This is a genomic window from Peristeroidobacter soli (genome assembly GCF_004138485.1).
Classification (GTDB): Bacteria; Pseudomonadota; Gammaproteobacteria; order Steroidobacterales; family Steroidobacteraceae; genus Steroidobacter; species Steroidobacter soli.
On record NZ_RYEV01000005.1, the window covers coordinates 83,185 to 96,607 of the forward strand.

Genomic DNA, 13,423 nt, shown 5'->3' on the forward strand with positions numbered 1-13,423 from the left:
ACTCAAACGACTCTCGCAATGACGCTACGTCCGCTTGCGCCGTGGTTGTCGCAACCGGACGTCACGGAAATTTGTATCAATCGACCTGGCGAACTGTTCGTCGAATCGTCGTCCGGCTGGCGGCGCGAGGCCCTGCCGATCGCAACGTTTGACTGGTGTATGCGCCTTGCCAAATTGGTTGCGCACGCGACGCACCAACGAATTGCCGAGGACGCGCCGTTGTTATCGGCGACGCTGCCCGGCGGGGAGCGTATCCAGATCGTCTTGCCGCCGGCGGTCGCGTCCGGCACAGTCACGATGGCGATTCGACGCTCGCCACCAAGTACCTGGTCGCTCGAGGAACTCGGCGCGCAGGGACTCTTTCGTCGCACGCGTAGTGCGTGTGGTTCTCTGGACAGCAGCGAAGAGACGCTGATGCGTCTGCTCGCGGATCGCGACTATGAACAGTTCCTGAGATTCGCCGTCCAGACGCGACGGAACATTGTCGTCTCAGGTGCAACGGGCACTGGCAAGACGACGTTCACGCGTGCGCTCATCAGCGACATCTCCGTGCACGAGAGACTGATCACGATCGAAGACGCCGCTGAGCTCACGCTCGACCGTCACCCGAATCATGTGAGGTTGTTCTATTCGAAGGGCGGGCAGAGCGGTGCGTCGGTCACGCCGAAGCAGCTCCTCGAATGTTCCTTACGCCTGCGGCCCGATCGAATCCTGCTCGCGGAGCTGCGCGCCGAGGAAGCCTGGGACTATGTGCGCTCGGTCGCCTCAGGTCATCCTGGTTCCATCACGAGCATTCACGCATCCAGCGCGACATTGGCCTTTGAACAACTGACGCTGCTGGTCCAGCAGAGCCGTGCCGGTGCAGCGCTCGAGCCAGGTGACATCAAACGACTGCTCTATCAGTTGGTCGATGTCGTCGTGCAATTCGGGCGAAGTGGGGGAGATCGTTACATCTCGGAGGTGTGGTATGAGCCAGCACGGAAACGCAGTCAGGACTACCGCGCGTAGTCGCCCGAGCTCACTCGCGACCTGGGGGCTGCTAGCTGCGGCGGCTGGAGTTGTCATTGCGCAGTGGCTCGCGGGCTACTACTTTCTGTGGTCTCTCGGTTTACCGCCGATCAATGCCACGCCGCTGACGACGGCGAGATATCTCTATCACTACGGTGATCGACCGCAGGTTCAGCGGCGAGTAATTGTGTGCTCGGTAGTCAGCTTCAGCGTCGTTGGTGCTGCATCCGCGGCTGCAGCGTGGCCGAGGCCGCGACCGTTGTATGGGGCGGCTCAGTTCGAGCATCGACGCGCGATCAAGCGTGCGGGGCTACTCGGAGACGACGGGATTCTCCTCGGCGAGCTGTTCGGCCGATACCTCATTCTGCCCGGACAGCAAGGCGTTGCGCTTGCAGCGCGTCCAAGAGGAGGCAAAGGCGTCGCTGTCGTTGTACCGAATCTGTTGAACTGGCCTGGCAGTTCAGTCAGCGTCGACATTAAACGAGAGAATTGGACGATTACCGCCGGCTACCGCGCAGCGCAAGGTCACGATTGTTTCCTGTTTGATCCGTTGTCGGAGTCGGGGTTCACCGCGGCGTGGAATCCGCTGGACTATGTGAGTTCCAATCCCCACCTGCGTGTGAATGATCTCCAGCGCATAGGCAGCATGCTCTATCCCGAGGTGCCAGGCACCGATCCGTTTTGGATTGCCTCGGCGAGATCGCTGTTCCTCGGGATCGCTCTATATCTATTCGAGTCGCCATCACTGCCAAAGACGGTGGGAGAGATTCTGCGGCAGGGCATGGCATCCGACGATGAGGGCTTCGGCGCCCACTGGAGACGCATCATCCAAGGCCGCAACAGCGGCCGGTTCCCATTGTCGTCGGCATGCGTTCGCGCGCTCTACGATGTGATCGATCTGGCACCCGTCACCGCGTCGTCGGTTCGGAAGACTTTCACGAGCCGCTTGGATCTGTGGTTGAACCCACTCCTGGATCGAGCGACCTCTAGTAGTGATTTTGATTTGCGCGATCTACGACGGCGACCCATGAGCATCTACGTCGCGGTCAATCCCGACGATCTGCACCGGTTACGCCCGGTGCTATCGCTGTTCTTCGAACAGGCGATCGGATTGCAAACGCGCGTGTTACCTCAGCACGACCCGTCGCTGAAATTTCAGGTCCTGATGTTGCTCGATGAATGTCCAGCACTTGGGCGTATACCGATCCTCTCTGAAGCCATCAGCTACGTCCCCGGTTACAACGTGCGCGTGGTGATGGTGTTTCAAGCTCCTTCGCAACTGCGTGAGGTGTACGGTCAGGAGAACAGCCGGACGATGATGAAAAGCTTAGGCGCTCGTATCGTGTTCGCGCCAAAGGATTTTGAAGACGCGCGAGAGATCTCTGAGGAACTCGGGGACACGACCGTGCGTGTGCGCTCTCGGTCGCGTCCTGAATTTGGTGGCTGGGGGCTTCCGTCACGCGGCGCAACGATTTCGGTGAGTGAGCAGAAGCGACCATTGTTGCTGCCGCAGGAAGTTAAAGAACTGGGTGGCGACGAAGAGATCGTGTTCTGCGAGGAGCTACGCCCGATTCGCGCACAGAAGATTTGCTACTGGCGCGATCCGCGCTTTGTATCTCGGCTGTTGCCCGCCCCAACGCTGCCCCAGCCCGCGAGGTGCGCATCGCTATCGTCTGCCGAGGCGCACCTTCCGATCTCTGATTCCCGACCAGAGAGTGTTCTCATGGATTCATCCATCGCCCTTTTTCCGGTTCCGGCGGACGGCAGTGCACGTTCGACCGCGTCCGCTGATCGCGACCGACCCGATAACCTAACGCTAGAAGACTTTGGATGCGACTTCTCGCAGGTGGAGTTCCCCACGCACGATGGTCCATGGAGCGATGCGGAGATGCAGACCGCGGTCGACAGCTTCATGGCTGCGCTCGAGACGAGGTGAGGCGTCATGGCGGATCCGCACGATCGCTCACCCTCCGCATCAAAGGGTGCGGGTGCGCGGCGAAGCGCGGCGGACGCCGCAGCCGAGGCGTTCGATACTCCGCGCCCCGAAGCAGATCGCGTCACCTTCGGTCGCCTCGTTGATCATGGTCCCGGGCGGCACGAGGGTAAGCCTGGTGCGCCGCCGTCGTACTTTGTGAAGCTTGCGACCGAGCGTGGTGAGAGTGTGTTCTGGTCGCCCGCGCTTAAGACTGCGCTCGCACGGTCGCGTACGCAGCCGACGATCGGGGAGCAGGTCGGGGTGCGAGAGAACAGTATTCTGCCGGCGACAGTCCTCTTCAACAGCCGAGACAGGGCCGGGAAGGTCGTTGAGCGACGCCGCTTCGAGTCGGCGCGCACCCATTGGGCAATCGAGCAGCGAGCATTCTATGACGAGGCGCTGCTCGCGGCGGAAGCCCTGCGGAGCGAGCGGCTCCACCCACGCGATGCAATCAAGACCTTTCCTCAACTTCTGCCTGCGTACCTTGCCCTCGATTCCGCGCGGCGTGTCGCTAAAGAGCGCGTATCCCCGACGCAGCGAGAACGATTCGTCTCGCTGGTGCGTGAGACCTTGGCGCACGCTGTCGAGCGCGGTATGCCGATGCCCGCCCTTGAGAAACGAGTGGCCGAAATGGCGCAGTCGGGGAATCCGACACCGCCCGCGCGCAGATCGTCGTCCCTCTCTACATCCTCGTCGAAATCGCCGTATTCCACCGCCGTCGGTCCTCGTGTGACCACGCGACCGAGTGCACGTTCCCGTTAGGAGATTCCCCATGGTAGACCATGCTCCGTCGTCGCCGATGCCAGGCCCTGGCGCGTCCGCGGGCAAGCGTGCTCGTTCGGCGCCATCGATCAACGAGCTGCGACCATCGCCTGCTATCGTGAGTTGGATCGATCGCGCGGTTCAACGCATTACTTCGGATCCCCCATGGACATATCAAGCTGATTCTCCGGTTGCGGCACGCCTTGACGCACGCCGTCTGTCGGAGCGTGAGCTGGAGCCGGAAGAATTTGCGCCACGAACGCGAGCGCAGTCACCGGTTGGAATACCAGTCATCGCGGCGGCGCGACCTCCGGCGCTGGATGTACGCTCGGTGCCCGAGGATGTACGTGAGCGCTTTACGCGCATGGGGCGTTACTACTATTTTCCCGGCGGCGAGGTGGCGTTCGAGGATAAGGGAAAGAAGGTAGTCACGCGTTCTGAGAACACCGAGGTAGTACGCAGTTTGGTTGAGATTGCTCTGGCGCGCGGTTGGAATGACATCACGGTTTCTGGCACCGACCGCTTCAGGCGCGAGGCTTGGCGACAGGCGACGTATGTGGGGCTCATTGTGCGCGGCTATCAGCCCTCCGAAGTTGATAAGCGTCAGTTTGTGCGCGACCTGGCCAAAGCGCGGGCACCACAGGAGTCCCCTGAACCGTTGATTGATCCTCCACGACCGACAATCGCGCCACCGCATCGAGTAGCGTCTGCGCCGACGGCAGAAGCTGCCTTTAAACGAGGAGCTGATATGCGTGGGCAGCCGCAGGCGGCATCTGAACGTGAAGTGGAGCCGGGGCGCGAACGGACATCGATGGCATCGAAGGGGCGAAGTGTTCGTGCACGCCGCGGCGCGCGGAAATCTGCGGCATCGACATCCGAGCCAGAGAAGGCACCCAGCGAACCGCGCCGAGAAGCTCGCGATAAGTCGTCGCGTCCGCGTGTGTATGCAGGTCGGCTGATCGAGCATGGAGAGGCACGCTACAAATTTCGCGATGATAAGGAGCAATCCTATTTCGTTCGTCTCGAGACGGTGGACGGGCCGAAAGAACTCTGGGGCGTCGATTTTCCTCGCGCCTTGAGTCAATCCGGCGTGAAGAACGGGGATCTCATCGAAGTGGAGCTCACGGGGCGGAAGAGCGTCGCCGTGATGCGCCCAGCGCGCGATGCGGACGGACGTGTGCTCGGCGAAGAGGAAGTTCCCGCTCACCGAAACCAGTGGGACGTGCGTCAGAGAGAGGCCGGTGAGAAAGAAGGCTCTCGGAGCCAAGCATTGCATGAACCGACCGCGACGTCGCGTGAATCAGCGCATAACAACTCGGCGCTCACCAATGCGTTGGCATCGCTTCGCGCAGCGGAGTTGCTTGCAGAGGCTCGTATTCCCGACGCTGCCCAGCGAAGTCGATTCGTCGAGGGCGTGCGTGCGGAGCTGGCGCGGGTGTTGGATAGCGGAGTGGGGTCTCCAGCGCCAACGGTACCAGCGCGTGCAGCCGAACGCGTTCGAACGTCGGCTCGCGTCTTGAGCTGAGCGGGCTCTCCCATGCCAACAGATCTTGAAGGGACGCAGCATCTCTATGACGTTGAGCTGCTACGGATCGATACGAGCGCCGGGACTCTATACTTTTCGAGTGGCCATTTAGTCACGCTTGGGCGTCGCGAGGAGCTTCGTTGGTGGCAGGTCGGCGAGATCGGTGTGTTGCGACTCGGGCCGGTAGTCTCCGACTGGGGGTGGCAGCCCTATCCAAACCAACGATTGCGACGGGCACCCGAGCGTGATGATCCCGCAGCTGAGCGATGGGGATGGAGCGTCGGGAATGTCTACCTCTCAACGAAGGTCGGTGTGATCCCTGACAAGACGGAAGCCGGCTCCAACACGCAATCGAGCGGGTTCCATGAGTGAGAAGCCAAGATCTGAGGGCGGCGCAGCTACGCTTGCGGACGTTTGGCCAGCAGGGGCGACAGACGCGAGCGGTCGTATCGTTTCACCACCAAGCTCACAGACCAAAGCTGACACGCCGCAACTGCAGCCCGGGGCTCAGCGAACCGACCTGGCGCGTGAAGTTCGCGTCGACGAACGCGATCTGCGACCTCTTGGAACCGAACACAATAACTTGCCACGGCAACCGCGCTTTAGCACGGAGACGGTTGCAGGAAAATTACTAAAGCACGGGAGTGCGCCCTACCTCTTCGAGAGAAACCAGCGTCAGAGCTACTACGCGACGATCTTGACCTCGGAAGGGTATCGAACGCTGTGGGGCCCGGGGCTGCGAAAGGCAATCGAGCAGTCTCAGACTCGGATCCGGGTTGGAGACCGGGTGATGGTCCGACGCGTAGCGAATGCGTCGGCCCCTCGGCGCGTGAGATGGCAAGCCGAGAAGCCGGAATGGTTCGGAACGCGAGGAAACGAAGCTCGACGTTTGCGCGACGATCATGTCGCCGCTCTGCGGATCTCGCGTGGAGATTCGGAGTTGTTTCAGACGATGCTGGCGATGCAGGCAGCAGAGCGGGTTGCCGACCAACGACTGAGTGACCCAAAGAAGCGCTTGAATTTCATTGCGGGCGTCGCCAAACGCCTCCAGGAAAAAACTCAGCAGAACCAATCGGTACCTTCGCCGAAATTGCGCAACCGACGCGACGAGCGCAGCCGCTGAAGCAGGCGGGATTGCTGAGTTCAATCCTATCACGGCGATCCCTCCGTCAAGGACGAGTGCGATGACGCACTCGCCGCCTGAGGCGGTTGGGATCCTTGACTCCGAGATGCGCCGCGATGGATTGCATTCGGGCAATCCCGCCCAAGCAAATCAATTGAGGGATCGTCATGAAAACCATCCAGACACTTCTGGGCGATATCGATTGCGACAGCGCGTTCGTCGGCGGGCTCGATCGCATGCAACTCGAGAAGCTGACACCAGCTGTCTACGCACAGGCTCCCCATGAGAAGCTGAGTGCGAAGTATGCCTTCTTGCCGACCTCAGTCGTCATTGCAACGATGGGTGAGGCGGGGTTCAACGTAGTTCAGGCCGCTCAATCACGATCCCGCCGTGATTTGCCGGCGTTCGCCCGTCACGCGCTGCGATTCCGCAGAGCCAAGTCCGAAGTCTATGTCGGGGAGGTTGTCCCGGAGATTCTGATCCTCAACTCCCACGATGGCTCGAGCGCATATCTTATGTTTGGATGTATTTGTCACCGGACGTGGGGGAAATGCTTGAAATCCAGTATTTGCAACGCTGGGACCCAGCGCAACAAGAAAGGTGACAGTTATGGTGCTCGCGGGGTGTCGAGGCGCTTTTCCATTCGGTAGTTCGTCATGAATTCGCCTCGTACAGTGACTGTCTGCGGAACGATGACGCGAAATCCCATCGCCTCAAAGAGCGGGCGTGCCGTAATGCTCGCCTCTGTGTATAGACGACGCAAATCTTGGATGCGGGCCGCCTCTTCAATCTGCTGAAGTAAAGCACGGGCCACGCTACGACGCTGAAAATCGGGGTGGACGTAGAGCATGTCGACATGTCCATCGGGCTCGAGGTCGGAGAATCCAGCGATTTGGTCTTCGATCTCGGCGACCCATGTTGATTTACTCTCGCATCGCTTTCCAAAGCTCCTCACATCGATGACGTCAGGCGCCCGAGCCTCGATTTGAGATGGGCTGTAATCGCGCCCTGCGATGCGTCGAACGGAGGCAACTACGGCTGCGGAATCAGCCGCTCGATAGGTTCGAATGACGATCCCTGGCATGTCGGAGGAAGAGGCGGGCGAGATTGCGGGATGGCTAGGATACCAACGCCGGTCTCGCGGTCAATGGCTACGCGCGAAGCGCGCTTGCGGCCCGCTGGGCCGGCTTCGCCCATTGACCGCTGCGCTGCGGCGTGGAGCGGGAGCGCGGGCAATCTCGCCCCAATCGAAAAGGATCCCGCTCATGAATACCTCCACTGATCTGATGTCGCAGTCGATCCAAGCGCGCCGAGTTGCCGAAGCTGAGCGACTTGAGATGCTGCCTCGGCACTTCGGTCGTCACATGCTTACCGTGGAAGATGCAGTGTATACCTTCATGCGAAGGCTCGCTCCTCAGTATGCCGGCGGTTACTGGAATTTCATCGAGCTCTCAAACGGCGGGGTTTACCTTGCGCCGCACGGGGAGACAATCTTCCGGATCGACGTCGAAGGTAACGGCTTCTCGGGTGAGATGAGTGCGGATGCTGCAGGCATCACGGCTTGTCTTTTTGCACTGAGTCATCTGTCGTTCCAGATCGCGGACGAGTGCATCGCGGATCACTTCCATTACCTGCGGGAGTTCGCGCTGTCGCACGCCGAAGCCGGAACAATCCTGGCAGCGATCGACTGATCCGCCGCGTGGCCCGGGCGCAGCGATGCGCTCGGGTCTTTTTAAGTACGACACCTCAGTGCCGGTGCGCGCCGCGCGGGGTGGAAGAAACGACCGTCAGCCGCGCGGGCAACTGCTTGCGAAGCTGCGCGAGCTCTCGGTCGCGGCGCTCAAGGAGTGTGCTGGTCTCGCGATAGGCGGTGAAATAATGGTCCACGAGGGGCGAGCTGCGCCACGCGCTCGCGCAAGACCGCGCTCTCGCGCTGGCGATGCGCGGCCGCACGTCGGGCTTGGGTGCGCGCAGACTTGCGAGGTTGATGACGACGCAGCCGCGCAAGAATCGAAGCATGATAGCGATATAGCGAGTTGCGGGAGACGTCGGCGAGCCGGCACAGTTCGCTCACCGTCACGCGCGGTGGACGATGGCGAGTGTCCGCCGTCAGTCGCTCGAGCGCATCGCTGAGCCGTGCGCGAGCAGGACGCTCAGTACGTGGTGTTGGAGGCATGTGACTCTCCTGGGGATGAATCGAGCGCGCGAAGCATCCGTTGGGCTTCCGACAGGCGTTCGCGCGCGATCTTGAGGGTCTGTGTCGGCAGCGCCGGGATGTTGAGCAGATGCTCGTACCGTTGCTGCTGTTCTTGCCAGTAGGGTCGATGCGATACTGAAACCACGAAGTTGAGGCAGCGACGTCACCCCACCTTTCAGTAGCACGGTGATTTAGAGTCCGACCCCAGAGACGGATGTTGGACGGGTGAAGAAGCGTTTTTCTGAAGAACAGATCATTGGTTTTCTGCGGGAAGTGGATGCCGGCGTGCCGGTCAAAGAGCTGTGTCGCAAGCACGGCTTCTCGGAGGCGAGTTACTACCTCTGGCGCAACAAGTTCGGCGGCATGGAGGTCTCCGATGCGAAGCGGCTGAAGGCGTTGGAGGCCGAGAACGCGCGCCTGAAGAAGCTGCTGGCGGAGTCGATGCTAGAGAACGAGGTGACGCGCGAGGCGTTGCGAAAAAAGTGGTAGGCGCACCAGCTCGACGCGAGGTGGTGCGCTGGATGACGCCACAAGGCCTGTCCGAACGCCGGGCGCTGCAGATCATCGGGATGAGCGCGAGCTCGTTGCGATATCAGCCAGCGCCGGATCGCAACGGCGAGCTGCGCGAGCAGATCGTGCATCTGGCGCAGCGCCATCGCCGCTACGGCGCCGGGATGATCTACCTGAAGCTGCGTCAGGCCGGCCATCGCGTGAATCACAAGCGCGTGGAACGGCTCTACGCGCAGGAGAAGCTGCAGGTCCGCCGGCGCCGACGGAAGAAGATACCGATGTCGGAACGACAGCCGTTGGAGCGCCCGTCGGAGGCTAATTCCGTGTGGTCGATGGATTTTGTCTTCGATCGCGTCGCTGGTGGCCGTGCGATCAAGAATCTCGCGGTCGTGGACGATGCCACACACGAGGCGATCGCCGTCATTCCAGAGCACAACATCAGCGGTCGTCAGCTCGTGCGTATGCTCGAAGATATCTGTAGCCGCCGCGGCTACCCCAAGGTGGTTCGCACCGACAACGGCAAAGAATTTTGCGGCCGAGCGATGCTGGCGTGGGCGCATGAGAAGCACATACTGCTGCGGCTGATCGAGCCAGGCAAGCCGAACCAGAACGCCTACATCGAATCGTTCAACGGGCGCCTTCGAGACGAATGCCTCAACGAGCACTGGTTCACCAGCCTGGCGCACGCAAGAACGGTCATCGAAGCCTGGCGGCGTGAATATAACGAGGAGCGTCCAAAGCGAGCACTCGGCGGGCTCACGCCATCACAGTACGCAACGCAATTGGCAGAGAAGGCGGTTACAGTAACGGCCGGGCTCTAGAATCATCTGCTACTCAAAACGGGGTCACGTCGGTCCGTCTGCACTGTGAGTGCTTGGCTCGGCGCAGGAGTGATAGGCGGCGAACTTGCCGGACGCGAACGGTACCGCCAGAGATTCGGTCCCCAAAGAGGCGCGCAGACGCGCGCCCGCCGCAGACGGCGGCTTCGCTCTTTGCGGGCCGAATCTCTGGCGGTCGCCCGATCGCGGGCAATTTCGCCCGCGACGGTGAGACTTATCATGAATGATTCAGCCAACAATGAGAGTCCTTCTGGCGACCGGGGCTCCAGCATCCGTGCTGGGCAGATGCTGCACCTGAGAGAGCTGTCAGCTCAACTTCGTGAGACTGGCCTCGTGCGATTGAAGGCTTTATACGAGATGGTGGATGGCAGGGCCATAGTCGGAATCGTCTGTCTCGATGCCAATGATCAGCCTGTTTTACCGCGTTGCCCGATGGGTACTCTGGCAGAGGCTCTTAAAACATTTGAAACTCTCTTGAACGAGAGGGTTCGTGAACTAGGAGGCGGGGCGGTCGATGGTGCTGGGGAGTTTGACTGGGATGTTGTCGATAACAATGTCATTCACAAGCACGTGATCACTTATAACAACTTCGACTAAATAACTCGTGGTGTCCGGGCGCAGAGATGTGCCCGGACGCCGCGTTTACTATAGCCACACATTACCTCGTCTGATGACCGGAATTGTTGGATTGCCTGAGCTCACGAGCGTAGCACGCCTTATGTTTTGATCACGCGATGCTCGGGGTTGCACGTACGCAACGCCGTGGGCCGGGCTTGTCCTACGAATGAGATTGAGCCAGTCCGCCTGAACTACGGAGGGAAAGCAGAGGAAGAGAGTGACGAATTGCCTACCGATCCAGCCTACCACCCCGTGCTCGCTGTCAACATCGCGCGCAGGCGCGCGACCCGGCGAAGACGCCGGGCGTTGCGTTGACAGCTTGCGCGCGCGGTGGAGCAGCGGTCGCGGGCAAATTCGCCCAGCAAAGAAATGCGGAGCTCACCATGGGCGCCTTGTTTGAATTTTATTTCGGGGAAAATATTCCTAATGATGAGGTCGCAGTAAGAGTGGCTGAAGCGGCAATCCGAAGAAGTCGAGAAAACGAGGGATCGGGGCCCTACACAGGTGCGCTGGCTGAGTGCACCCGAGTCGAACTTATAAAAGAAGTCGCCGAAAGCATTGACGACGCCCAAGCGCGATTGACTCAAATGCCGACGCGGGATGTGCTTCACATCATGCGCCTGAGGTCCGGGGGCTATGCCTTCGGGGCTTGGTGTAGTTGGTAGCGCAGTGACATAGATCTCGGGGCTGCGGCGTTTGGTTAAGTGCTGCAGCCTCGCGTCTCTCTAAGGCGTGTGCGCATTCGCTTGGCCATGCCGGCTCGCCTCTCGTCATCTCGACCGAAGAGGAAGGGAGGGGAGTGGGGCTTGCATATGCGATTCCAGCGTACCACGTCGTGCTCGCCGTCAAGAGTCGCGCGAAGGCACGACCGCCGAAACGGCGGCTGCGCTCTTGACGGCTGCGCGCGCCGTGCTGCTAGCGTCGTGGGCAATCCCGCCCAGGCGGAGAACGATCATGACGGAGCGTAATAACGGAGAGCAGCTGGACGTAACCGAACCTCACCCCAGGATGCAACGCGTATCGCAACGTATGCCGGCTGTCGCAGCGATGTTGAAACGAGCCGACGTGTCTTACGTGCGAATCACTTACCAGGGTGAGTGGGATTCCGGCCGAGTGAACGATGCACTATTTCACGGTGCGAATGGCGAACTCATCAACCCATCCTTACCGGGAAGAGCACGACGAGCGCTCTGGGCATTCTTCCATGAGTTGCTCGAAGTGCGTCATCCTGGCTGGAAGAATGCCGAGGGCTCGCGCGGGGAGTTCGAGTGGGAACTCGTGCGTGACGAATTAACGCACGTTCACGGTTGGCGAAATTACAGTTACGACTTCGACTCCATGCGCGGGCTATAACGTTGACTGGGCGCAGATGTGGCATCTGCGCCCAGATCAAGCATTGATGCTCGGCTCAGCTGTCGTAGTTCGGCTCTTCCTCGTGGTTCCGGCTGATGCCTGCCATCGATATTCGGTCGAGCCTGACTGCCTGCCCTCGCCAGTTGATCAAATCGCGCTCGCATTCAATCGCAACTCCAGCGGTGACTTCGATCCAACGAACTGGAGGCGGGTTGCAGACTGTTTGTATTCTATCACGCTGCGCTCGCCGTCAAGGGCGAGTGCTCGCGCACTCGCCGCCTGCGGCGGTCTTTGCCCCCTGACTGGCGAGCACAGCGTGATAAGCGCCCCTCCGGGCAATCCCGCCATCAGATTGATCGGAGAAGGGCCATGACCGACTTGTCTCACGTTTCATTGGAACAGCGAGTGTGTCTCGTCTGCGGATACAAGTATGAGACTGGCAGCATACTGCTGGATCGCCGACTGCGTGCATCAATGACGCGCCATAAAGTGGACTGGCTGGGGACTATGCCCCGAGCATCTACGGCTTCACGAGGAGGGATACGTCGCCTTGGTGGAGTGTGACCCGGAGAGGAGTGACCTTGCTGGCACGGGCGACAGGGTTCTTCCGGAGAAAGTATTCCGAACCGGGCCGATCGCTCATGTCAAGCGAGAGATCTTCTCCGCCATCTTCGATATCCCTGTAACAAAAGATCAACCATGTATGTACGTCGAGCCTGGGGTCATCGAGAAGCTCCAGAGGGTCACGCAGAATCAACGTAGAGGCATTGGATGTCGCGAGAGGATACTTCGGTGTCCTCTCTTTTGATGAGAGAAAGCTTCGTGATGAACTGGGAACGCGAACGAGCCCCGCTTGGCATAGCGGTTCGGGATGACGAGCAGCAGCTGCTTTCCCTCGGTTGGTGTCGGATTGGGATCGCTGTGCGTGCCATTCTAACACGTCGTCCTCGCCCTCCAGACCCTGCGCACGCGAAGACGCGTGCTTGGCGAGTCGCGCATGGAACACGCGAGTCTGGATGGCTGCGCTGCGACGTGTGCCGCTCGCGCGGGCGATCCCGCCCAGGATGGAGAATGCTCATGACTCACCAGAGTGATAACTCGACACCCCGTACGGGCGGACCTTCCAGCCCAGAACTGATCGCGACTGTAGCTCCTCTCTACTGGCGTCTTCTGGCGGTGGGAGCGACGGAGCTGCGCATAGAATACAACGGTCGGGAGGACGCCGGCGATGTTAGCTGCCACGCGAGCAATGCATTTGGGAAGAGGTTGGCTTCCGAATTCAATGAAGACCTCGCTAAGGAGATTACGGTAGTTGTGCTGAAGCTGGTCGACCTGCGACATCCGAAGTGGTCGAAGGGCGAGGGGGCCTACGGTCGCATCGACTGGAATCTCGCTCGCAATGAGCTCGTCCACAAACACCATCGACGAACGGTCACGATCACGACGACCGAGCATCGAGGCCTCTAGCTCGTGTTTCATCTCGGGCTCGCGCGCAGCGTAGCGTGGGTCCGAG

13 protein-coding genes and 1 pseudogene are annotated in these 13,423 nt (G+C 60.4%); 12 read left to right on the forward strand and 2 right to left on the reverse strand.

The features are described 5' to 3' along the window. Positions 1 to 18 precede the first annotated feature (18 nt). The 6 genes from virB11 (at position 19) to EKO19_RS21905 (ending at position 7,043) form a co-directional block, all read left to right on the forward strand. On the forward strand, positions 19 to 1,008 hold the full coding sequence (gene virB11, locus EKO19_RS21880) for a P-type DNA transfer ATPase VirB11 (protein WP_217705517.1): 990 nt from the start codon (positions 19 to 21) through the stop codon (positions 1,006 to 1,008). Positions 1,009 to 1,267: 259 nt separating this feature from the next. Beyond that, positions 1,268 to 2,944: a type IV secretory system conjugative DNA transfer family protein gene (locus tag EKO19_RS21885; protein WP_217705518.1), complete on the forward strand. Its 1,677-nt coding sequence runs from the start codon at positions 1,268 to 1,270 to the stop codon at positions 2,942 to 2,944. A 6-nt stretch (positions 2,945 to 2,950) separates the two neighbouring features. Then, positions 2,951 to 3,745, forward strand: coding sequence for a hypothetical protein (locus EKO19_RS21890; RefSeq protein WP_129778631.1), 795 nt, complete (start codon positions 2,951 to 2,953; stop codon positions 3,743 to 3,745). 331 nt (positions 3,746 to 4,076) lie between these two features. Next, the gene (locus EKO19_RS21895; RefSeq protein WP_129778632.1) at positions 4,077 to 5,270 is read left to right on the forward strand and encodes an LPD7 domain-containing protein; all 1,194 of its coding nucleotides are present in this window, start codon (positions 4,077 to 4,079) and stop codon (positions 5,268 to 5,270) included. Positions 5,271 to 6,159: 889 nt separating this feature from the next. Beyond that, positions 6,160 to 6,393, forward strand: coding sequence for a hypothetical protein (locus tag EKO19_RS21900; RefSeq protein ID WP_129778633.1), 234 nt, complete (start codon positions 6,160 to 6,162; stop codon positions 6,391 to 6,393). Positions 6,394 to 6,560: 167 nt separating this feature from the next. Continuing rightward, complete coding sequence (locus tag EKO19_RS21905; protein ID WP_129778634.1) at positions 6,561 to 7,043, forward strand: DUF932 domain-containing protein; 483 nt, start codon at positions 6,561 to 6,563, stop codon at positions 7,041 to 7,043. On the opposite strand, the gene EKO19_RS39970 is transcribed toward EKO19_RS21905, so the two are convergent. After that, positions 7,001 to 7,477: a GNAT family N-acetyltransferase gene (locus tag EKO19_RS39970; protein WP_129778635.1), complete on the reverse strand. Its 477-nt coding sequence runs from the start codon at positions 7,475 to 7,477 to the stop codon at positions 7,001 to 7,003. The two genes, EKO19_RS21905 and EKO19_RS39970, sit on opposite strands and share 43 nt — an antisense overlap. Positions 7,478 to 7,658: 181 nt before the next feature. On the opposite strand from EKO19_RS39970, the gene EKO19_RS21915 reads away from it, so the two are divergent. Further along, the gene (locus EKO19_RS21915) at positions 7,659 to 8,084 is read left to right on the forward strand and encodes an antirestriction protein (RefSeq protein WP_246038941.1); all 426 of its coding nucleotides are present in this window, start codon (positions 7,659 to 7,661) and stop codon (positions 8,082 to 8,084) included. A gap of 55 nt (positions 8,085 to 8,139) precedes the next feature. Here the strand turns inward: EKO19_RS21915 and EKO19_RS38885 are convergent, their stop codons facing one another. Beyond that, positions 8,140 to 8,280, reverse strand: coding sequence for a hypothetical protein (locus EKO19_RS38885; protein WP_157995387.1), 141 nt, complete (start codon positions 8,278 to 8,280; stop codon positions 8,140 to 8,142). A 535-nt stretch (positions 8,281 to 8,815) separates the two neighbouring features. Between EKO19_RS38885 and EKO19_RS21920 the strand changes: the two genes are divergently transcribed. The 5 genes and pseudogenes from EKO19_RS21920 (at position 8,816) to EKO19_RS21940 (ending at position 13,377) form a co-directional block, all read left to right on the forward strand. After that, a protein-coding gene (locus tag EKO19_RS21920) for an IS3 family transposase (protein ID WP_129778636.1) occupies positions 8,816 to 9,921 on the forward strand; the annotation gives its coding sequence in 2 pieces (ribosomal slippage) (positions 8,816 to 9,074 and positions 9,074 to 9,921; 1,107 coding nt in all). Between the two features lie 237 nt (positions 9,922 to 10,158). Next, positions 10,159 to 10,536 carry a hypothetical protein gene (locus EKO19_RS21925; protein WP_129778637.1) on the forward strand — a complete coding sequence of 126 codons (378 nt, stop codon included), beginning with the start codon at positions 10,159 to 10,161 and terminating at the stop codon, positions 10,534 to 10,536. A gap of 975 nt (positions 10,537 to 11,511) precedes the next feature. Next, positions 11,512 to 11,910: a hypothetical protein gene (locus EKO19_RS21930; protein WP_129778638.1), complete on the forward strand. Its 399-nt coding sequence runs from the start codon at positions 11,512 to 11,514 to the stop codon at positions 11,908 to 11,910. 369 nt (positions 11,911 to 12,279) lie between these two features. Beyond that, positions 12,280 to 12,718, forward strand: a pseudogene (locus EKO19_RS39260) (ATPase). A gap of 458 nt (positions 12,719 to 13,176) precedes the next feature. Next, positions 13,177 to 13,377: a hypothetical protein gene (locus EKO19_RS21940; protein ID WP_129778639.1), complete on the forward strand. Its 201-nt coding sequence runs from the start codon at positions 13,177 to 13,179 to the stop codon at positions 13,375 to 13,377. Positions 13,378 to 13,423 lie beyond the last annotated feature (46 nt).